General features: G+C 42.0%; 23 protein-coding genes. All 23 read right to left on the reverse strand.

Annotated features, from left to right (window positions below; translation table 11 throughout):
- On the reverse strand, positions 1-1,131 hold the full coding sequence (locus tag NSS78_RS14315) for a pyocin knob domain-containing protein (RefSeq protein ID WP_050943999.1): 1,131 nt from the start codon (positions 1,129-1,131) through the stop codon (positions 1-3).
- A 7-nt stretch (positions 1,132-1,138) separates the two neighbouring features.
- Positions 1,139-1,312 (reverse strand): hypothetical protein, encoded by a 174-nt coding sequence (locus NSS78_RS14320; RefSeq protein WP_003212881.1) that lies wholly within the window; start codon positions 1,310-1,312, stop codon positions 1,139-1,141.
- A complete protein-coding gene (locus NSS78_RS14325; RefSeq protein WP_050944000.1) occupies positions 1,309-1,638 on the reverse strand; it encodes an XkdW family protein in 330 nt (109 codons plus the stop codon). The genes NSS78_RS14320 and NSS78_RS14325 overlap by 4 nt, the downstream gene beginning before the upstream one ends.
- A gap of 9 nt (positions 1,639-1,647) precedes the next feature.
- Positions 1,648-2,526 carry a hypothetical protein gene (locus tag NSS78_RS14330; protein ID WP_050944001.1) on the reverse strand — a complete coding sequence of 293 codons (879 nt, stop codon included), beginning with the start codon at positions 2,524-2,526 and terminating at the stop codon, positions 1,648-1,650.
- Between the two features lie 14 nt (positions 2,527-2,540).
- Positions 2,541-2,924: a phage tail protein gene (locus NSS78_RS14335; RefSeq protein ID WP_003212666.1), complete on the reverse strand. Its 384-nt coding sequence runs from the start codon at positions 2,922-2,924 to the stop codon at positions 2,541-2,543.
- A gap of 11 nt (positions 2,925-2,935) precedes the next feature.
- Positions 2,936-3,859, reverse strand: a complete 924-nt coding sequence (locus NSS78_RS14340; RefSeq protein ID WP_050944002.1) for a YmfQ family protein — start codon at positions 3,857-3,859, stop codon at positions 2,936-2,938.
- The gene (locus NSS78_RS14345) at positions 3,843-4,892 is read right to left on the reverse strand and encodes a baseplate J/gp47 family protein (RefSeq protein WP_050944003.1); all 1,050 of its coding nucleotides are present in this window, start codon (positions 4,890-4,892) and stop codon (positions 3,843-3,845) included. Before NSS78_RS14345 ends, NSS78_RS14340 begins: the two co-directional genes overlap by 17 nt.
- Positions 4,885-5,307: a DUF2634 domain-containing protein gene (locus NSS78_RS14350; RefSeq protein ID WP_012011034.1), complete on the reverse strand. Its 423-nt coding sequence runs from the start codon at positions 5,305-5,307 to the stop codon at positions 4,885-4,887. The genes NSS78_RS14345 and NSS78_RS14350 overlap by 8 nt, the downstream gene beginning before the upstream one ends.
- Before the next feature lie 14 nt (positions 5,308-5,321).
- Positions 5,322-5,588 carry a DUF2577 family protein gene (locus tag NSS78_RS14355; protein ID WP_003212971.1) on the reverse strand — a complete coding sequence of 89 codons (267 nt, stop codon included), beginning with the start codon at positions 5,586-5,588 and terminating at the stop codon, positions 5,322-5,324.
- Positions 5,585-6,595: a hypothetical protein gene (locus NSS78_RS14360; protein WP_044140764.1), complete on the reverse strand. Its 1,011-nt coding sequence runs from the start codon at positions 6,593-6,595 to the stop codon at positions 5,585-5,587. The genes NSS78_RS14355 and NSS78_RS14360 overlap by 4 nt, the downstream gene beginning before the upstream one ends.
- Positions 6,596-6,606: 11 nt before the next feature.
- Positions 6,607-7,275 carry a LysM peptidoglycan-binding domain-containing protein gene (locus tag NSS78_RS14365; RefSeq protein WP_003213616.1) on the reverse strand — a complete coding sequence of 223 codons (669 nt, stop codon included), beginning with the start codon at positions 7,273-7,275 and terminating at the stop codon, positions 6,607-6,609.
- Complete coding sequence (locus tag NSS78_RS14370) at positions 7,268-11,401, reverse strand: transglycosylase SLT domain-containing protein (RefSeq protein ID WP_342468148.1); 4,134 nt, start codon at positions 11,399-11,401, stop codon at positions 7,268-7,270. The genes NSS78_RS14365 and NSS78_RS14370 overlap by 8 nt, the downstream gene beginning before the upstream one ends.
- Entirely contained in the window at positions 11,402-11,539 is a 138-nt protein-coding gene (locus NSS78_RS14375; RefSeq protein WP_088002055.1) for a hypothetical protein, read from the reverse strand.
- 41 nt (positions 11,540-11,580) lie between these two features.
- Entirely contained in the window at positions 11,581-12,021 is a 441-nt protein-coding gene (locus NSS78_RS14380; RefSeq protein ID WP_050944005.1) for a phage portal protein, read from the reverse strand.
- 529 nt (positions 12,022-12,550) lie between these two features.
- Entirely contained in the window at positions 12,551-12,994 is a 444-nt protein-coding gene (locus NSS78_RS14385; RefSeq protein ID WP_003213309.1) for a phage tail tube protein, read from the reverse strand.
- Between the two features lies 1 nt (position 12,995).
- Positions 12,996-14,342 carry a phage tail sheath family protein gene (locus NSS78_RS14390; RefSeq protein ID WP_339160404.1) on the reverse strand — a complete coding sequence of 449 codons (1,347 nt, stop codon included), beginning with the start codon at positions 14,340-14,342 and terminating at the stop codon, positions 12,996-12,998.
- Positions 14,343-14,345: 3 nt separating this feature from the next.
- On the reverse strand, positions 14,346-14,558 hold the full coding sequence (locus NSS78_RS14395; protein WP_339160405.1) for a hypothetical protein: 213 nt from the start codon (positions 14,556-14,558) through the stop codon (positions 14,346-14,348).
- The gene (locus tag NSS78_RS14400; protein WP_106036168.1) at positions 14,545-15,000 is read right to left on the reverse strand and encodes a phage portal protein; all 456 of its coding nucleotides are present in this window, start codon (positions 14,998-15,000) and stop codon (positions 14,545-14,547) included. Before NSS78_RS14400 ends, NSS78_RS14395 begins: the two co-directional genes overlap by 14 nt.
- A 4-nt stretch (positions 15,001-15,004) precedes the next feature.
- Positions 15,005-15,502: an HK97 gp10 family phage protein gene (locus NSS78_RS14405; protein ID WP_050944008.1), complete on the reverse strand. Its 498-nt coding sequence runs from the start codon at positions 15,500-15,502 to the stop codon at positions 15,005-15,007.
- Positions 15,499-15,855 (reverse strand): YqbH/XkdH family protein, encoded by a 357-nt coding sequence (locus NSS78_RS14410; RefSeq protein WP_339160406.1) that lies wholly within the window; start codon positions 15,853-15,855, stop codon positions 15,499-15,501. The genes NSS78_RS14405 and NSS78_RS14410 overlap by 4 nt, the downstream gene beginning before the upstream one ends.
- Positions 15,852-16,235 carry a DUF3199 family protein gene (locus NSS78_RS14415; protein ID WP_050944009.1) on the reverse strand — a complete coding sequence of 128 codons (384 nt, stop codon included), beginning with the start codon at positions 16,233-16,235 and terminating at the stop codon, positions 15,852-15,854. The genes NSS78_RS14410 and NSS78_RS14415 overlap by 4 nt, the downstream gene beginning before the upstream one ends.
- Positions 16,236-16,248: 13 nt before the next feature.
- Positions 16,249-17,172 (reverse strand): phage major capsid protein, encoded by a 924-nt coding sequence (locus tag NSS78_RS14420; RefSeq protein ID WP_137054486.1) that lies wholly within the window; start codon positions 17,170-17,172, stop codon positions 16,249-16,251.
- Positions 17,173-17,194: 22 nt separating this feature from the next.
- On the reverse strand, positions 17,195-18,283 hold the full coding sequence (locus NSS78_RS14425) for an XkdF-like putative serine protease domain-containing protein (RefSeq protein ID WP_339160407.1): 1,089 nt from the start codon (positions 18,281-18,283) through the stop codon (positions 17,195-17,197).
- Between the last annotated feature and the right edge of the window lie 12 nt (positions 18,284-18,295).

Consider the following 18,295-nt stretch of genomic DNA (forward strand, 5'->3'; position numbering starts at 1 on the left):
TTATCTTGTACTGAACTTAAAACCAAATGTAATAAACTCAGTTGGATTAGCATTATTTGAAGATGATTGCACACTTACATTCCCATTCTTATCTACTAAGGTTCGATGGAATTGAGGTACTCCAGGTGTCCCTATACTCGAAGCGATACCTACAAAATGGATCGCCTGCTGCGGCCGATATCCTTCAGGCAAAATAAACACTGGGTTATTTCCTAAAATCCCACCTTTTATAGCACCTACTATCTCAACTTCCCCCAAGAGATTCTTTCGATATTTCACTGGCAAATTAATAGGGTCATATTCCTTCCAATTGCCATTAATCTCTTTAGGTGTTTCCCATGAACCTTCTAATAGATCTGATAGCGTGATTTGCTTCTCCCATGGTGTCCATGATTGTGCTTTGTGTCTAAGAACTCTAAAGTATGTGTTCTTCCCATAAACAGATTCGTATGCTATTTGTACTAATGTACTGCCATAACTCATGACCAACAAAAACACTCGATCATGGGAAGGCGATGGACCATTCACTCCAGTATTATATATAAGATACATCCCTGTCTCCGTAAGGGTATTGTAGTCTGTTTCGCTAGCAAATCCATGATAAAAGGGCTTTCCATCATCTTGTGTGATTTTTACTAATTGACCGTTATCCCATCTTTTTCTATCGCTTTCTGTAGGCAGCTTTGTCCATTTAATCGACGTATGTCCGGCTTCGTAATAGAAAAAATAAGCATTACCTGAACTATCCATCGCAAAACCAGAGCCAATATTTTCTTGACCTACTGTCTGCAGCCCTCTAATTGACATATTCGATGAGGCCGGAGAATCCTCCACACCAGCAGCTGCATAAAAAGTACATGTTCCTTTATCTTTTATCGCATCAAATATTCTGCCATCAGCAGATACATTAATCAGCTGTCTTCCACTATCTGCTGTGATCTTATAGTTCTGTGAATTATTCCATTTCTTCTTTTCTGTTTCAGATGCGTGTACTCTCGCATCATTTGTATGTTTTAAGAACTGCTCTATTAATCCATGATCATTTTCAAGAAGTACTTTGACCATGTCATTAAACAAATCAGCATGTGCTTTATCATTTACTTCAAAAGGTTTTGGTTGTTTTATTTCCATTCAGTTTTCACTCCCTTGCTTTGATGCTTGGTTCCATTTCTTGTAGCTGCTCTAGAGTGAGCATCCTTTGCTCATATCCTGTTTTTAAATCTTCCATTGAACAATCGCCTAGTTCCACCGCTTGTTTGACCAATTCAGGAGTCACCCATTTAAAATACAACGCCATCACCCAATAATTCATGATTCACGCTCTCCTTTATATAAAAGGATCTCATTTTTTAGCGCTTTTATTTCGTTTGTTAGATGATCACATTGATGTTCAAGCTGTTTTCTTATGAGCTTTTCTTTGGCTACTTCTTGTGCTAGATAATCTAGCGGAAGAGGCGGTTGATACCTTGGATTGATTTGAGATTCGTCCCACCATTCTTTCAATTCTTTTGCCGTTGGCTTTGGCACATCTAGATGCCACTCGTTAATGTAAGAACCGTCTCCATCATTTCTAAGTTCAAAGTCCTTTTGCGGATCCGCATCGGGGTATTTATACTTAATGGCTTCATATAAAATCATAGAATCCTCCTATCCTCTCAGGAAATTTCTGCCGCCTACTTCTGTAATATCAAAATAGTTGTACCAGCCTGAATTTTCAGATACATAACGACTAACATCTCCGTCATATCCTGCATACATGTAAATTTCTAAATAATCCCCTTTATTAGCCGGTACATTCGCAGCACCATAAAGTCCCATACTAAAGCTCAACGTATCAGATGGGCTGGTCGGGCTCTGTCTTTGATGTGCAATATTTTTATACCTTTTTCCATTTAAATAGATCGATAATTCAAAGTTTGCGTATCGTTGAAAGGTTTCAATATAAACACCTGCATTCACTGAATACATTCCGTTTTCAGGGCAGATGAAGCGATTATTTTTGATATCAAAATTGTTATGACTGTCTTTTATCTTTCGATTAAAAAGGATTTTTTGATACTCACCTTTGGTTAATAACTGTTTTCCAGTTGTACCTATATTGGCATGACAGAATCCAGAGAGCTTATGCCAGTCGGTCCAACCAGATCCAGTCCACCAATGACGGCACCACGTACCTGTGCTATCAAAATAACTGCCCGCTTCGTTTCCAGTCCCATAGTAATATTGAACAAATCGAAAGTTACTATATTTTTCATTTTTCACAAAGCCAAATCTCGTAGGATATCCGGTATCATTCGCTTGTCCAATATCCATGAACGTAATGCCATTAGGATATTCCTCACCGCTGACTGATGCATCTTGAATGGCTTGATCGCCTGTTAGTTTAAATAAGCTTTCATTTGTGATTCCTTCTATTTGTAGCCTGAGCGCATTGTCATTCTCTACTAGAGTGTCGACCATCCGGTTAAATAAGCTGGCATGTGCTTTGTCAGAGGTTTCAAACGGTAAAGGTGATTTGATGTCCATTTCATTCCCCTCCATTAATAAATATCATCAATCTCAAAAACAAATTCGATGTCGCCGTCTTTTTGTTTGTCTGTCATGGTGCGGATGGCGGTGAATTTGCCGGCTTCGTCGACAAGTGCTAGTTCGTTGATGACTTCTCCTGCAAGTTCTCCTTCGGCGATCGTGCAGGTGTAGCGGATTTTTGCTGGTTCCATGAAGGTAAACGAATCAATCTCTTTTTGGACGAGTTCTTTTTTGAGTTTTTGTTCAGTGCCGTCTAGTGAGATCGGTTTCCCATCCTTCGTCCCACCATTTCCAAATGCCATTTTGACGACTTTTGTGAGTTTTGTTCCTTCGGCTCTTGCCTTTGCCATTTGTTGACGTGCATATAATGTTGTTACGGTTAATTGATCAGCCATTGTGATCCTCCTTATAGCTCTATTTTTTGAGAAGTAGCTGCTAGCATTTTTGATCCGTCGAGCGGAACAGATCCGTCGAGAATCCAGTAATGATCCTTGATCAGTAAGCTGCCGCCCTGTTCAGTTTGGACATGTACTGGCAATCGGAACGTCATTTTCTTCTTGGTTTGATGCTGGAGCTGATTTTTTGTGCGTAAAGTCAATGCCGCTCCTTGCTTCGTTTCATGTACCGCTCCAGTCATGACATAATTCATTCGGTATGTGTTCTCTGACTTATGCTGAAGCGGCATTCTCATCTTCAACGAATGCCGAAAACGAGCAGGTACATCGGTTGTCCCTCGTGTTCCGCTCAGATAAAACGACCCATTTAATACAAATTCACCATTGAGTAAAATCGGGATATGATCGAAAAAACCCACTCTGCTTCGCAGTGTGAGCCTCCCGTGATGATCATTTATTTCATGTACATCGGTATGATGAAATGCAGTGAACGTATAAGCCAAATGAGCTGGCTTTAACGTTTCAAGTATTTCTACAATATATCTAGTGTTTTGCAGATCATCTAGATTCACACGTAAGGCGAAATGGTAGCGATTGGTGGTCAGACGGATGATGGCACTTGGATTTTTGAGAAAGCGATTCACCGATTTCTCTAAAGAAAGATACGTGATCGGTGGAATGTTTGACATCATATTGAGTAAGCGTGCTCTGCGAAGTTCAATGGAATCATCTGATTCTCGCTGCACCTTCAGCATTCTTTCCCATCTATTCAATCCCCATGTCGCTGTCAAAGGGAAGAGCTGATCCGTTAAATCGAAAATGGATTCATCCAATTGCTCAAACTCTGGCGCTTCTGTTTTGAGCAGGTGATCAACTTCATAAATCTCTGTAAAATATGGCGGCAAGTAGTTTTTCATTTCATCCTGTTTGCTCAATAACCTTCACCTGCCTCAGACGCGGTATCTCAATGTCCTGTAATACTAAGTTTTTTGACTCCCCATTCAATAACACGTTTGCATAATCTGATACACTTTCTGAATGGTACAGAATGTCATTTAATGCGGACATTCGAATGGTACTCTTTTCAAATGCAATTGATTTCAACAGCGCTTTGACCTTTTCTTCTATTTCTTTCTGCGCTCCTTCAAGGGTCCAGTCCATTTGAAGTTCGACGGCTACTTCTATGTCAATGTCCAGCCATTTGGCGCTTTCGACGGTCGCTTTTGAACCAATAGGCGCTTGTCCTTCTCCTTCGCCTGGTACTGGGTCGATATATTCCTGTACTCTTTTAACAAGCAGATCTGATGCAACATCTAGATTGCCGTCTGTGATGACAATCTTGACTGTTCCTTCTCCATTCCAAAGCGGGAATACCTTCGCTCTGCCAACCCCTGTCACTTCCTCAGCCCATTTTTTATAATGCGCCTTGTTGGCACTGACAGCCTCTCGCCTAGCACGTATTAAGTAGCGATCATATAACGAAGCGTCATCTTCTTCCTCTTGTCCGGGTATTACCAAATCTTTCATGATAATTGATTCAAGCCCCGGGATTGTATCAAGAGATAGTAGCGGCTGATCTGTTAATTGACCATTGCCGATCCTGCCAGGTGTCTCGCATTCTAGCGTGCCATCGTTCGAATATTGGAAATAGACGTCTTCAATAAAAAACCGTGAGCCAGCTGGGATGTTGATATCCTCCGGCTGAATAGCTGCGGACCAAACCGCTTTAGTCGCTGGTTTTCTTTCAATTCCTACTTCAGCGGCCCGCCGATCTAGAAACTCTCCTTGTGCTGTATCTGCAAAGACCAGCTCGAATACTTGATCAAGCCAAATATAGGACTGGGCCAGTTCAGCGGCAGCAGGTGCCAAGGCATTCCAAATGACGCTGTTTTCTCTTTTATCTATATCATCTGGCAGTCTGTCTAGCATTCTTTCCATTAATGCTTCATACGTTTGTTCCTCAAACATCGCTCTCCATCACCTCCTCTATTTCTAATGTGCCTTCATCTGTGACAATAGCTAGCTTGACATGAAACGAGTCATTCTCCTTTGTGACCTCTATCTCTTCAATATGATCAATCCGTTCGTCCACAATCAATGCTTCCTCTAGCAGCCTCGGAATCTCCATTTCTTTGTATTCATCCGTGGCTTCTGTATCCGTCAAGAGCTCCTGAATTTCAGTGCCAATGTCGTGGCTGTAAATAGGATGTGCATACCGCTCTGTCCTAAGTGTCATATAAACGAATTGACGAATTGCTTCAATGCCTGAAATGGTTTCACCTGTCAATCTGCCAGTTTCAACATCTATTCGATACGTCGTCGAGGTTTCCACCTCTTCGTCTTCTTCTGTTTCCTCAATTTCTTCCTCTGGTGAAAGTGCCACGTTCATCACCTCCCTTACAATTTGTCGATGATGTAGAAGGATTGTCCTCCTGCCATTGCCAGCACCATAATGCTGTCTCCCCTTTTCAGTTCATCATCCTCACCCTTATTTAGGCGCTTTGGCCAAATCAGTAATTCTTCCGGGATGATCAGTTTATGGTTTTCATTTAACTGGATGCTTACAGGAGAAACTGCCGTGACTTCTCCAATCACCAGATCAATTGGAGAGGCGGCGTCTACAGCATTCACTGCTAATCGTTTAATCGCTTCACTTAACCTCACGCTTGATCACCCTTTGGAATGGAATTTTTCTCAACGACATCAATTGTCATGGTGTGTTTCACTCCACTGAATTCATGTTTGTCTTGATCGATCCAGTACGTTTTTTTTACGTTGATTTCAGGGATTTTCAAATAGATTGGAAGACCGCTTTGCAGTTCAGGAATGCCTAGCGCTTGGATGCTTTTGACTTCTTGTTTCACGCCTTTTTTCTCTGCCAGCCGTACTTTGGCTCTTTTTTGCAGCTGCGGCTGGTTGATTTGCCCTGTAACCGTCTCAACATGCTGTAAAATACCGTATTTACTCTGACCTGCTTTATCCTGTTCGACCACTACAATCTCTGATTTGCTACCTTTTTTCTTATTTTTCCCCTGTTCATCCGCAGACGTGCGCAGCTTGACACGAGTGGCTGTTTCTTCAATCGAGGTGCTGTACTGATAGCCAATGAGATTGACACCTGATTCAATGACCCATACGTCCTCTGGATCTGGCCAAGCTCTCAGCCCCATCTTTCCTTTAGCAGAATAGATTTGATAGTTTCTGCCGGTTTGCCGCTTTGTCTCTTTTAATGCTTTCAGAATCATGTCATATAGGCTCGTATCGTTTTTAAACACTAGTGATTTTATGACATGACCTGTATTGGCGATGGAGGTCATGGGAATTTGAAAGTCAGCTCCAATCCGTCTCAAGATTTGATCTGCTCTTTGTTTTGAAAAAACATAGACATCTTGGTTTTTCACCAAATATTGAAGCATGTCGTATGCGGTAAAGGTCAGTTTCCCTTCAACAGGCGTCCTAGAAAACACAATGCCTCTGAACAGCTCTTTTCCTTTCCATTTAAAAAGAACCGTGTCCCCTTCTGAGACACGGTAATATGTTTGACTCCCTTGCTTTGTGATAATATTTGCTTGAATAGAACGAGGGGCTTGATACCTTTGCCCCTGAAGTGTCACACTCTCTGTGACAAGCTCATACATGGTGCCGCTTCTGATGGCAAAAAGCTCGATCAATGCCAGCCCCCCTATTGTGGTATTTTTAACCTTTGTCCAGGGAAAATCCAATGCCCCGGCTGCTTAATATTGCGTTTGCTACGTTTAATCATCGCTAATTTATTGGCATTCCAAATACGTCGCCATTTTGTACTGTCGCCATAAAACCTGCCTGAAATAGCCCATAGCGTATCCCCTTTTTTGACGGTGTACATTTTTGGCGGTGTTTTTGAAGGCCTTTTCTTTTTTGTTTGTTTTGCTTTTTTCTTTCGTTTAATTTTCCTAGGTGATGCGGTTTTGTATTCCTTTAACTCGATCGTAAATTCACGATCGCCAATATCATATGATCCTTCTTTATGGGTGAAGCTTTCAATGCTGCACGTCATATTGATTTTTGTCCCCGTTACAATCAACCGCACAGACTTCTTTGAACGCATCATTCGTTCTATTTTCGCTATCGCATTCTCCGGTGATGGAATGCTTTTATATTCAGCAATTGGCGAATATTTCTTAGGAAATAATGAAGTGAATGATACTTGCTTAGCCGATGGGACATCAATAAAGGTCAGTTCTCCAAAAGAGGCAACCTTTACCGTTTCATTTTGTACGTTATTTGTGATTTCAAGTTCGGATGGAAGGACAGGGAATCGCAACTTGTCCTTTCCTTGGGAAATCCACAATTGATACACTGATTTACCCATCAATCACGACCCCCTTCGTTCCTGTATGAAGCTCTACTTCCAGTTCATCTACGAGCATTTGTCTAATTTTTTCGACAAGCGATTGCTGATCTTGTCCATTATGGAAATGCTGGTCCCCATTGAATTGAATGGTGATTTGCTTATTACTTGACGATGCTGTACGACTAGAAGACTGAGCTGAGGTGACTTGCTGCATTTGTGATTCTGGTAAAGGAGCAGACGCATTTGCTGGATCATATACTTGCATTCCAAGTGCCTTGGCTGCCTGGGTTAATAAATACCTTCCGCGTATGCCTCTTTCTTCAGGAATGATCCATTCGCGTTTGTTTCCTTCACCAACTCTAGCAACCTGCTCCTGAGTAATCAGTCCACCATTTGCGTAGCCTTTATAAGGCCCGCCTCTTCTCATACTTCGTAATCCCGGTGTATTGAAGACTGTTCCATATCTGCCCTTGATGTAGTTAATGGCTGCTACGGCATTATGAATTGGGTTCCAAATGTCATTCATGCCCTTGCCTTTATTAGAGTTAAACGTCGTTCCAATGGTTTGCATTAAGCCTTTAGAAGGCGTTCCCTTCTTGGCGTTAGAATCCCATAAGTTGATTGCTCTCGGATTTCCATTCGATTCATGCTGCGCAATGGTCATAAGTCCTGGAAGCCAGTTCATCGATGTGCCAGTTGCCATGAGAGCTGCCATGAGCCATTGCTGAACACTAAGACCTGAAGCCCCCATACCGCTGAAGGCACCGATTAATGAACCAGCCTGATTTTCAGCAAACTTTTTCACATCAACTGAGTCGAGTCCTTTGACGACACCGATCGATGCGAATTTCCCAAGACTCATCATGACGCGTGAAGGGGAATGAATATCTAATTCCTCTCTAAACGCCTGCTCTACTTTCTTCGCCATTTCTTTGGCGGCTTGTGTGACTTCACTTGCTTTTGAACGCATGCCACTGTTAAAGGCATCCATCATTCCTGAGCCCCAGCCTGGTGATTCTTGTTTTGCTTGTAGAAATGGTTGTTTGATGTGCTGATCTACGTATTGGCTAGTACCAACTGATGTGGCATTTTGACCTGTGGCAAAACCACTAACCGTTCCAGAACCCCAAGTTGGCGATGCTGTCATCACTTGTTGGTATGGTGCTTTTACACGACTTTGCAAAAAGCTATCTGTTCCTGTTGGTGTCATCTGCTGACCATTCGCAAAAGCAGCAACTGTTTGCTGACCGTACTTATTTGAGTCTGAGGTCAATTGACCAAAAGGCTGCTGAATATTCTTTTGTTTCCATTGATCAAGTGTAATCATTTTTTGATTTAATCCTTGTTCAAAATCCTTATTAAATTGCTCGCCTATGCTGGAGGCTTGAATGTTCCCAGTCATCGAGACCGATCCGTCTATTGAACCGACAGAAGATGATGAAGCTACTGCTGTAGGAGCTGGAGAGCTTGATACTTGATTTCCAGCTGCTCCGCTTGGCATAACAGACATCCCAAGATGAGAAGCAGCCTGAGCAAGCAGCATCTTCCCGCGCCCTCGGTTATTTTGAGTTGGAATGACAAATTCGTTACCTGCTTCACCGACCCATGATAAGGTTGGCTGGGTGATATAGCCGCCTGTGGCATTGTTATCGGGTTTTTTCTTCCCAACAATCCAATTTATGACTACATCTACAATACCGCCTGCTTTGTCAAAAATCTTTTTAACCCAACCAAATGCTGCAGAAAACCCATCACCAATAGCTTCTGCTACTTTTACAATCGGCTTTTGAATGTTGTCCTCAAACCATTTGGATAATCCATCCCATATATCTGTCACCACTTTATACGCTTCTTCGAACTTTTTCCCGAAACTGTCTTTAATGGTTCCTACGGTATCTACAAGTGGATTCCACACATTTTCCATAAACCATGACGATACAGCTCCAAAGATTGATTGTATCTTTTTCCATGCATTTGATAATGCTGTCCAAATCCCTGTAGCGACTGTAACAACTGTACTGCTCAGTGGTGTCCAAACGTTTTCAATAAACCAACCTGCAACTGCACTGAACGTTTCTTGTATCCATGTCCAGGCATTGACTAGACTTGTCCAGATGGTTGTTGCTACCGTAACGACTGTGTCGCTGAGCGGTGTCCATACGTTTTCGATAAACCAGCTTGCAACTGCACTAAATGTTTCTTGAATCCATGTCCAGGCATTGACTAGATTTGTCCAGATGGTCGTTGCTACTGTAACGACTGTATCACTTAGTGGCGTCCAGACGTTTTCGATAAACCAGCCTGCAACTGCACTAAATGTTTCTTGAATCCATGTCCAGGCATTGACTAGATTTGTCCAGATGGTCGTTGCTACTGTAACGACTGTATCACTTAGTGGCGTCCATACATTTTCTGTGAACCAAGCCGCGACTGTTGACCAAACTTCGACAATTTGATTTTTGATTTCAATGGCTTTTTGGCCAATCTTTTCAAATCCGCCGCCATCAAACCATTTTCCAATTGTTTCACCGATAGATTCTCCGCCCATACTTCCAGCGATGCCGCCTACTAGACCGCCGATGGCTGTACCTATCCCTGGGACTACGCTTCCAATAGCTGCACCTGCTGCAGCACCTGCCATTCCACCGGCGATGCCGCCTCCAGTCGTACCAATCTTTTCACCAGCATTCTCTTTGTTCATACCAATTAGATTTGTTGCACTAAGTACACTTCCTAGAATAGGTACTTTCTTTAATAATTTTCCGCTCCCTTTACCTATACTTTTCATTGCATTCCCTAATCCACTTAACCCCTTGCTACCTTTCACTAAACCCGTAAGTCCGCCAGCTGAAGCTGCGATACCCGCACCTTTCTTTAGTCCAGTAGGGATTTTTCCAAATAATTTACCTGCATTTGTTTTCAGTTTCCCTAATCTACTTGGAGGTCTTCTATTCATTTCGGCCCTTGATGTAGCATTTGGATTTCTTGTCTGTCTTGGTGAGCGACCATTTCGATTTTTAGTTTTAGTAGATCCTCCCCTGCTTAAACCTCTTGCACAGCAGGGGCAACAACTATTGCGAAACAAGCCTTTTCCACCTCGCGACTGAGGTTTCGTTTTGGGAGCTGGATTTGATGGTGTTGATGTTGGTGCTGTTGTTGGTGCTGTTGTTGGTGCTGTTGTTGGTGCTGTTGTTGGTGCCTGAGTGGTACTTTCACTTGATTGATCACTTGCACCTAAGAACCGATCTAATACATTAGTCACCAATTGATCTAGTTTTTTTTCAGGATTAAATTTAATTTTCTCTTTAATTCTTCCGATCACATCTTGCTTGTACTCTTCTATTTTATTTTCAACCCAAGGAAGTGCTTTTTCATCCCAAAACTTTCTAGGACTCAATTTTTCCTTCACTTTATCTGCAACGTCACCTGCATATTTTTGAATTTCACTTAATCCCTTATTGGCAAGGTTCTGGAGCCAGCTCTGTTTAGGATCTTCCGTTTTCACTGACGGACTAACAGCCTCAGGTTCTTTTTTTATGTTTTGTTCTTTCACAACCGACTCTGCTTGATCTCGTTTTTTCAACTTACTCTTTGCATTGTCTTGAACAGACACTCTGATTTCGTGTTTAGACATCGTCAAGCTTTTGAGCGTCTTTTTGATTCGTTGAATTGCAGCGGTGGCTTGGTCAACCATGTTTAATCTCATATAGTACGTTCTGTTCATGAGCTGAAAGATAGATTTTTTGATTGATGACATTTTACCTGACAATTGATCGTTTAGTTTAAACGTCAGCATAATGGGGCTTGTTCCCGCTTGCTTTAAACGATTTATGCTCGATTTAATGACATCTAATCCCTTCGCTTGAATGGATATGACCAAGTGATTCGGGAACATATTTAACTGATTGTTTAATGCTTTAAGATCACTATAGATTCCTTGATCCAGCCTCATGGAAATCACTGACATTTTCCGAAGCGATAAACTAAAGTTTCTTAATTTTTTGTCATCTATATCCAGGTTTATTTTCACCGGTTTTCTAAATGGTTTGAGCTGCTTCTCAAAGGTTTGAAATCGTTTTTGAATGCGCAGCAGCTTCTTCGATACTTTGTCTTCTAATTCAAATCGCGCAGTGAGTTTCGCCAATTATTTCCCTCCTTTCTTTGCTTCTTTTTCTAGCATGTCGAGTTTGTAGCTGATGAGTCCAAATAGGAGTGCTTTGAATGGTCTTGGTGATTCGTATAAATCTAGGAGTTCAGATGGGGAATAGTGAAGCTCGTGCATGGCGTAATATAAAAACACGGCTTCCTTATCCCCATCTTTTATTAGTTTTTTGCTGCGTCTTCTAAATCTTCAATTTCGTCTTCGAATCCGTTGATTTCAATCGCTTTGTTTAACCAGTTTGCGTATTCACCGCCGACAGATAATACACGTTTTGCGACTTCAACTGGATCTTGTGTGCTGTAGGCTTCTCTTAATTCCTTCGAGCGGAAATCTGGATAAATAGTCGATTCAATGGCAATTCGTGCGTAGAAACGCTGGCTGTCTAAGTCCTTCACGCGGCCTCTGCCTTTGACATTCTTGAAGGTCGTATTTTCTTTTTCCAGTTCATCAATGCGTTCAGTTGTAATGGCTTTAAAGACAAAAGGGATGACATTCCCTTTTTTATCAACAAAACGCTTAGAAATTGGTACTTTGACCTCTTCCGCTTCTACTGTTTTTCCTGGCATAAAAAATGAAAGATCAAATGTTTGTTTTTCGCTCATGTATAAAAACTCCCTTTGTTATGTTTTTTTGAATGCAAAAAAGCACATCCATTTTTTGAATGTGCTTTCCAATCTTTTCATGTATAATCTAAATTGTACAATTGAACGGCTTGCTCAAGGGTGTCTGGCTCATCCCCGATAGGAAGGGGGTGATGCCAATGTCAACATTTGAAGCGATTTCCCTAATGCTTTTATTCGGGATGTTTATCTTTACTTTGTTGACGTATATAGACAAAAAATAGACTCCCCTTGAGCTTTGGACGGTTGAAGGGAAAGTCTATCCTTAAAACTATCTAATTGATTAGCCAGCCCCTTGAGGGCCTCATTGTACATTGCCGGGATGTTGTCGCATCCTGGCTTCTTTTTATTTTATGCAAAGTACTTTGCATGTAAACATATTTCTAAAAAACTTTTTGGGGTTACACAGTAACTCTTTTGTAGCTACTCTGTAACTATGAAAAATTATACCATATCGTTGAATAAAATAAAAATAACATATATTTTAGTGATTCGAAATGCCTTTTCTCAATTAAAAAGAATTCTTCAGCTTTTCAGGAAGATCAAAGTCCTCGAACGTAAACGGAACTTCTTCTTCAAGTGCCTCTGAATCGACGTCCAATCCAGCAATTTTAGCCGAATCAAAGTTGACATCGAATAACGTCACACGCTCTGTGCCTCTGCCTGATGATTTATCATCAATCACCGCTTGAAGAGTGAAATAAGGATCTTCCCCTTTTTTCACATAGTTGAGCATGAGTTGTACGAAACGTGAAGTGACTTTATAGAATGTTGCCGTTCCTGTTCCGTTTGCCCCAGTTGTTTTATGACCAGTCATTCTTCGGCCCATCACGTTGACTTCTGATTTGTTTTTCTCCACGTTTGCTTCAAACGTTTTGATAAAGGCAAGCTCCTCACCTTCTAAGAAAAGACGACCCTCTTTACCTGAAATTGTATTTTGCGCTTTAAAAGCCATCTTACTTCACCTCCACGTTGAAATAGAATTTTTCTGCTGCATCTACTGGTTGAACAGCTAGATCGATAATAAATCCATCACGATCTTCATTGAGACCGATCACGATATCTGTTTCTGAGTTAAAGCCTGTAATGCCGCTGCCATCTTGAAGCTGTGTGAGATACTGTGTAATCAGTGTTTTCACAAGCTGCACTCCATCATCAGATGCTGGGATGTCATTGCCATTGGCTTTGCGTAATTTAATCAGATTTTTTAATTCGAACGTTAAATCATTGTTGATGGCATCAAGCACACGAATGATTTTGTTTTTCGCCATTTGCTGATTCTTTTCAGCTGTGAAGCTTGTTAAAGAGTTAATATCTTTTTCAACACTCACCGTGCGGTCTCTCGCATCAAAAGTGAAGATGAACTCCCCTTGTGATAATCGGTATTCTACTTGATCATTATCAAGGCGTTCTAATGTATCTACTGCTCCTTCGTATTCAACAAAGGTGAGTGACTGATTGAAGTTTGCACCTGCACTTGCACCTGCAACCCAAGCTGTTGTTTGAGCAGGTGTTAGTTCTGTTCCATCTTCCAGCACAACACCGCTTGTCACATTAATGATGCCTTCTTGGTCAGCTACATAGTTCGCCACAATGCCTTGCACCTTACGTCCTTGCTTATCACGTAAACGCTCGATAAAGGAAGCGAATGTCGCTTTTAATTGCTCACTTTTATCGACTGGGAGCGCAATGACATCAAAGTATTCCGTTTCAGCTGCTTCTAGGAAAGCTGTATAATCTGCGACACTTGCCACACCGTTTTTCCCGCCGCTTAGTGCCACACCAGCCGTGATAACTGCTTCACCTTCACCAGAAAATTGAACATATTTGTTTTCTACAAGATCTTTGACATCCGTGACAACCTGCTTATCGACAATATCTGTTCCAAGATAAGTGATGACGTCACGTTTTGTGCTGTCGAGTACATTTTCTGCCACTTGGATAGTGATCTCATTTCCTTTTTGACCGCCATAATTGGCTGTGACCACAAATTTTTCTGCGATTTCCGCTTTGGCTTGTACCCCTTCGTTTAGGCGGTAAAGCAAGACCGTTTGTGCTTTTTTCTTTGCTTCACGGAAAAGAAGAAGAGACTTGTCATCAATGTTGAGTCCAACCTTTTTATTTAAGTCTTCCATATTGGAAACGGAAATAAAGGTTTTTGGTTCTCCCCAGCTCATCACAAGAGGAAGTGCCACCGTACCTCGATCGCCTAAAGTAATTCGCTGCTCTGCTGTTGTTTTAAAATTAAAGTAAATGCCAGGACGCTTTTTCTCTGTACCTGGTGTAAATGTGCCTCCGTTCATCCTTTAAACCTCCTTGGACAAAAAAGCATCAATGTGCTTTTTCGCTTCTGTTTTTGTAATTGGTTGATGTTTGATATAAAAAAGAGCACCTTCAAGGACTTCTGGTTTAACCCCAAAAAGATCCTTACTGTGCTCCTTTAAGGCTTCAAATGAAAAGCCAAATTCTTTTTCTTCGCCAGCTGTTTGAGCAGGCTCTGCTTTTTTAGTCTTGCTCACGTTTGATCACCCCATCTGAAAAGTTGATGTCTTCAAGGCTCGCTTGTTTGTCTCGGTTGTACCAATAACTGCTATCCCACGTCAGGACAATCGCTGCTACGCCTTGATCTATCATTCTTGTTTCCACTCTTTTTATGCGGACATAATCATCAAGCACCTCTCCATCTTCACTCATCATCTGAATCATTTGACGATCAGCAAGCAATGCATCAACAATTATTTCTGCCGCGTCATGTGCTTTTTCTGAATCCATATGAAACACTTTCACTTGCAGCGAATAAGATTTCATAAATGTAGATACCGTATCTGGACCGCTGATGACTGTTACGGGCGGCACATAAACGGATGGCACTTGAAAACGCTCTGGCAAAAGTCGATCATACATTGTCACAGGAAAGTGTGTGTAAATATAATGCATGATTGCCCCGACTTCTTGATTCATTTCATCACCTCCCAAAATGTCGATCGAACCAGCTTTGAAGCTTTCGATCCAGCGACTGTTCAAACATTTGCTCATAGAGCATGACAGCATGATCCCAGTAGCCATTTCCATCTACCCATTGAGAGGCAAGCATCATTCCTGTCTTTGCATTCGGATCATATTCAAAGCGGCTGCCAGCCCACCTGCCAGGCACCCATCTTCGCTCTCCACTTGAAGAAGTAGCATGTCCGTCATTGACATAGGAGGCATATTCAAGCTTCGTTCCCACTTCAAGTGTGAGACCACCTTTTGACATGAGAAAATGATTCTCCTTGTCTCCTTGCGTAAAGGAGCTTAGAAGCCGACCTGTATCGACAGCATTCTCCTTGATTAACTCATCCTGAATGATGTCCAAAAGCTCTAGACCCATGTCCTCTAGCCAATCTTGATATTCTGCTTTTAAGCCGCCGGCACACGCTGTTTCCAGCTGTGAAAGCAGCCGGTCAAGTCCATCAATTTTCATAGATTTTCCTTCCTGACTGCCATCACTTCAATGTGATGATTTTTCACTTTTTTGGGCTGCTGTAACTTAAGTGAGACGCCGTTCCACACCATTTTGTCATGCAGGCGAATATCACTTGCTAAAGGGAAATGGACAAGATAGGACTGATAAATCACTATATTCGGCTCTTCTTGCACAAGCGACTGATTCTTTTCTATGACATAACAAGCCAGATCTGTCAGGCTAGGCGCATCAGGATAGGAAAGAGTCATTTGTAAGTCATCAGCTGGAATCCCGAATTTTCCTCGGGAAGCCTCCTGATGTTCAAGGTGAAAAAGATCACAGCGATCTGTTAAGAGAGATTGATAACTCATAATGATCTCACCTTTAATTTGGTACTGCCCCCAGTAAATGATGGTTCAATGTAATCGACAAGCAGGGCATATACATAAGGTTTGCCTTTCACTTGATCAGCTGCCTTCGCATATGAATAATCACCCATTTTTTCTGACGTAAAGCCTTTCATCATAGATTCATCATCATTCAGCATGGCAAAATATTGGGCCATTTTTAATAATGCGATTCTTGCTTTTTCAGGGAGGGGCTGATATTTTTCGCTTGAGAAATCATGACCTACGATTTGAAATACCGCAGCTTCTGCTTCGATAATATCTGCTGTCAGTCTTTCTACAGATCGATTTTTCACACGCTCAAATACAGAATAGGCTTGCAGTTCTTCAGGAGAAATAATCATGGCCTGATGTCACCTACTCTTTCACTTTCATCACTTTTGCTACAGCATCCTCTTCCTCAAATTTGCTGTCTAGCTTCGCTGTTAGGACAATAATAAATTTACGTCTGCGAATATCTTTTTCTACTTCAATTCGAATATGACGAGAAAAACCTACGATAATATTTTTAGGGTGTGTCAGCAAAATATCTGATACGTCTGTTCCCGCTTCGTCATATGGCTGCATATTGGCAAGGCCTTTGACTGGCACACCGAATGCAGAAGAAAGTCCGCCTTGAATAACCGCATCTCCGAGAGTTGTCTGACGGTTTGCTACTTGATCCTTCCATTCCACCTCTAAACTTGGGGATGTGTAGAAACGGAAATCCTGAGGTACACGTAAATATTTTGACGGCATCGCTTTATAGGCTTGTTTAAACATTTGGCGGCTAATTTCCGCTCCATTTGCATCTACAATATGAGATACCGCTTGTTTTCTGACGCCATCCATTTGGGCTAAAAACGGATCTGCTGAAGTCGTATCCCCATTGACGATGAGCTCTTCAATATCAACTGCCGCTCGTTCAGCAAGCATTTGCATAATCGTCTGCTGAATTCCGTCTTTTTCAATATTGTTTTCAATGCTGTCGTAGGTCATATGAATTTCTGCAATGACCTCTTTTGCATTTAGCTGGACAGTGCTTGTCGCTGGGACAACACGGTCTTTCGCATCAAGCGCTTTGCCTTCCTCTGCCGGGCGCAAAATACGCTGGCCAAAGCCGATTTTTTCGATTTTTTGTGAATCACTTTCCATCGGAATGATGCGTGCATCATTTAAAACGGTTGGTGTGTTTTGCATCATTCTAATGAATATGTTGGATTGGGTTGCGTTCATGAGACCGCCGGTTTTTAAGCTGGCAAGTGTCATTTCGGCCTTACGAATCAACTCTTGATTTCTCACACTGTTTCCTCCTTATTTCGGCTTATAGTAAGCCATCCCATATGGGTTTTGTCGTGTCGTTTTGTGTATCGTGGATTGTTTGTTTTGATATGCCCCTTGCCTTTTCAAGCATGTGAATCCGCTCTGAAATAGGCAAAAGCTGCTCCTGAAGCACTTCCTGCATCGCTGCTTTTTCTCTGCTGGCTGATTTCTCTAAGGAAGAGAGCTGATGACGAATCGGTGCAACGACTTGTTCGAGCACTTTTTGGACAGGTTCTTCCCCTGTTTGTTCTGTTTCCTGCTTTTCAGCCTGCTGCAAGACGTTTTCGATGGCCTTTTTTGCCTTTTCGAGCTCTCGCACTTGATCCGTCGTCAAAGCGGCCTCTTCTTTTTGTACGTCTGCTGGCCTTTCACCAATCGTTTGAAGTACATCCTCTGTCTTCAGGATGTCCTGCATGATTGGAATGAGCTGTTCTAAGGTAGCTCTTACATCCGCCTCATCACCATCACTTGACTGTAAGGTTTCCAGCAGATGGTCTAAAATATTCCAAAATGGTTGTGACATGTTTGCACCTTCCTCTTTTAAAAAGAAATTTTTCAGCAAAGAAAAAAGCCCTCTCTCATTTGTGTCTTGAGATAGAAGCTGATCTTGTTCTTCTATGGCGACGATGTCCGCCGTTCCGGCCATTGAATAGCCTGTAATGTGGCCTTTTTGAATTTGATCCCAAATCTCTTGGGAAGCCTTTGTCACAAGCACCCAAGATCCTTTGCGAATCAGCTCCCCGCCCACTTCAACATCAGCCGGAGCAATATATGATTCAACCACTTCGCCAACACCATCTTGAAAATCATGCTGCTTATCAATATGACGGGCATCCTTCATAAAGCCGTGTGCCGCTCTTTCAATTTCCTTGGCTGTCATAAAGTCTTGATGTGCATCAGGTGTATTCGGCTCATACACGACACCGTACACGAGGCGATGAGCATCTTCTGCCTTTGTCAGGACACTGACCTCCTTTTGAAAGTCAGGCCGCTTTTTCTTTGCTTTCATCAAAAAGAATTTCTTCTTGTTCGCTGCTTTGTCCACGTAGGAAACATGCGTAATTTTAGCGTTTTTTAGTTCTCTTGGCATATGTTCACCCCC

Origin of the sequence: Bacillus sp. FSL W8-0920, assembly GCF_038593215.1 — a bacterium.
Classification (GTDB): domain Bacteria; phylum Bacillota; class Bacilli; order Bacillales; family Bacillaceae; genus Bacillus; species Bacillus pumilus.

Bases quoted from the DNA above. Each gene is read 5' to 3' on its own strand.
- NSS78_RS14330 (WP_050944001.1), bottom strand. From the start codon at position 2,526: ATGGACATCAAATCACCTTTACCGTTTGAAACCTCTGACAAAGCACAT.
- NSS78_RS14425 (WP_339160407.1), bottom strand. From the start codon at position 18,283: ATGCCAAGAGAACTAAAAAACGCTAAAATTACGCATGTTTCCTACGTG.
- NSS78_RS14315 (WP_050943999.1), bottom strand. From the start codon at position 1,131: ATGGAAATAAAACAACCAAAACCTTTTGAAGTAAATGATAAAGCACAT.
- NSS78_RS14335 (WP_003212666.1), bottom strand. From the start codon at position 2,924: ATGGCTGATCAATTAACCGTAACAACATTATATGCACGTCAACAAATG.
- NSS78_RS14345 (WP_050944003.1), bottom strand. From the start codon at position 4,892: ATGTTTGAGGAACAAACGTATGAAGCATTAATGGAAAGAATGCTAGAC.
- NSS78_RS14390 (WP_339160404.1), bottom strand. From the start codon at position 14,342: ATGAACGGAGGCACATTTACACCAGGTACAGAGAAAAAGCGTCCTGGC.
- NSS78_RS14405 (WP_050944008.1), bottom strand. From the start codon at position 15,502: ATGAAAATTGATGGACTTGACCGGCTGCTTTCACAGCTGGAAACAGCG.
- NSS78_RS14400 (WP_106036168.1), bottom strand. From the start codon at position 15,000: ATGAATCAAGAAGTCGGGGCAATCATGCATTATATTTACACACACTTT.
- NSS78_RS14365 (WP_003213616.1), bottom strand. From the start codon at position 7,275: ATGGGTAAATCAGTGTATCAATTGTGGATTTCCCAAGGAAAGGACAAG.
- NSS78_RS14415 (WP_050944009.1), bottom strand. From the start codon at position 16,235: ATGATTATTTCTCCTGAAGAACTGCAAGCCTATTCTGTATTTGAGCGT.
- NSS78_RS14320 (WP_003212881.1), bottom strand. From the start codon at position 1,312: ATGAATTATTGGGTGATGGCGTTGTATTTTAAATGGGTGACTCCTGAA.
- NSS78_RS14325 (WP_050944000.1), bottom strand. From the start codon at position 1,638: ATGATTTTATATGAAGCCATTAAGTATAAATACCCCGATGCGGATCCG.
- NSS78_RS14385 (WP_003213309.1), bottom strand. From the start codon at position 12,994: ATGGCTTTTAAAGCGCAAAATACAATTTCAGGTAAAGAGGGTCGTCTT.
- NSS78_RS14375 (WP_088002055.1), bottom strand. From the start codon at position 11,539: ATGCACGAGCTTCACTATTCCCCATCTGAACTCCTAGATTTATACGAA.
- NSS78_RS14380 (WP_050944005.1), bottom strand. From the start codon at position 12,021: ATGAGCGAAAAACAAACATTTGATCTTTCATTTTTTATGCCAGGAAAA.
- NSS78_RS14410 (WP_339160406.1), bottom strand. From the start codon at position 15,855: ATGAGTTATCAATCTCTCTTAACAGATCGCTGTGATCTTTTTCACCTT.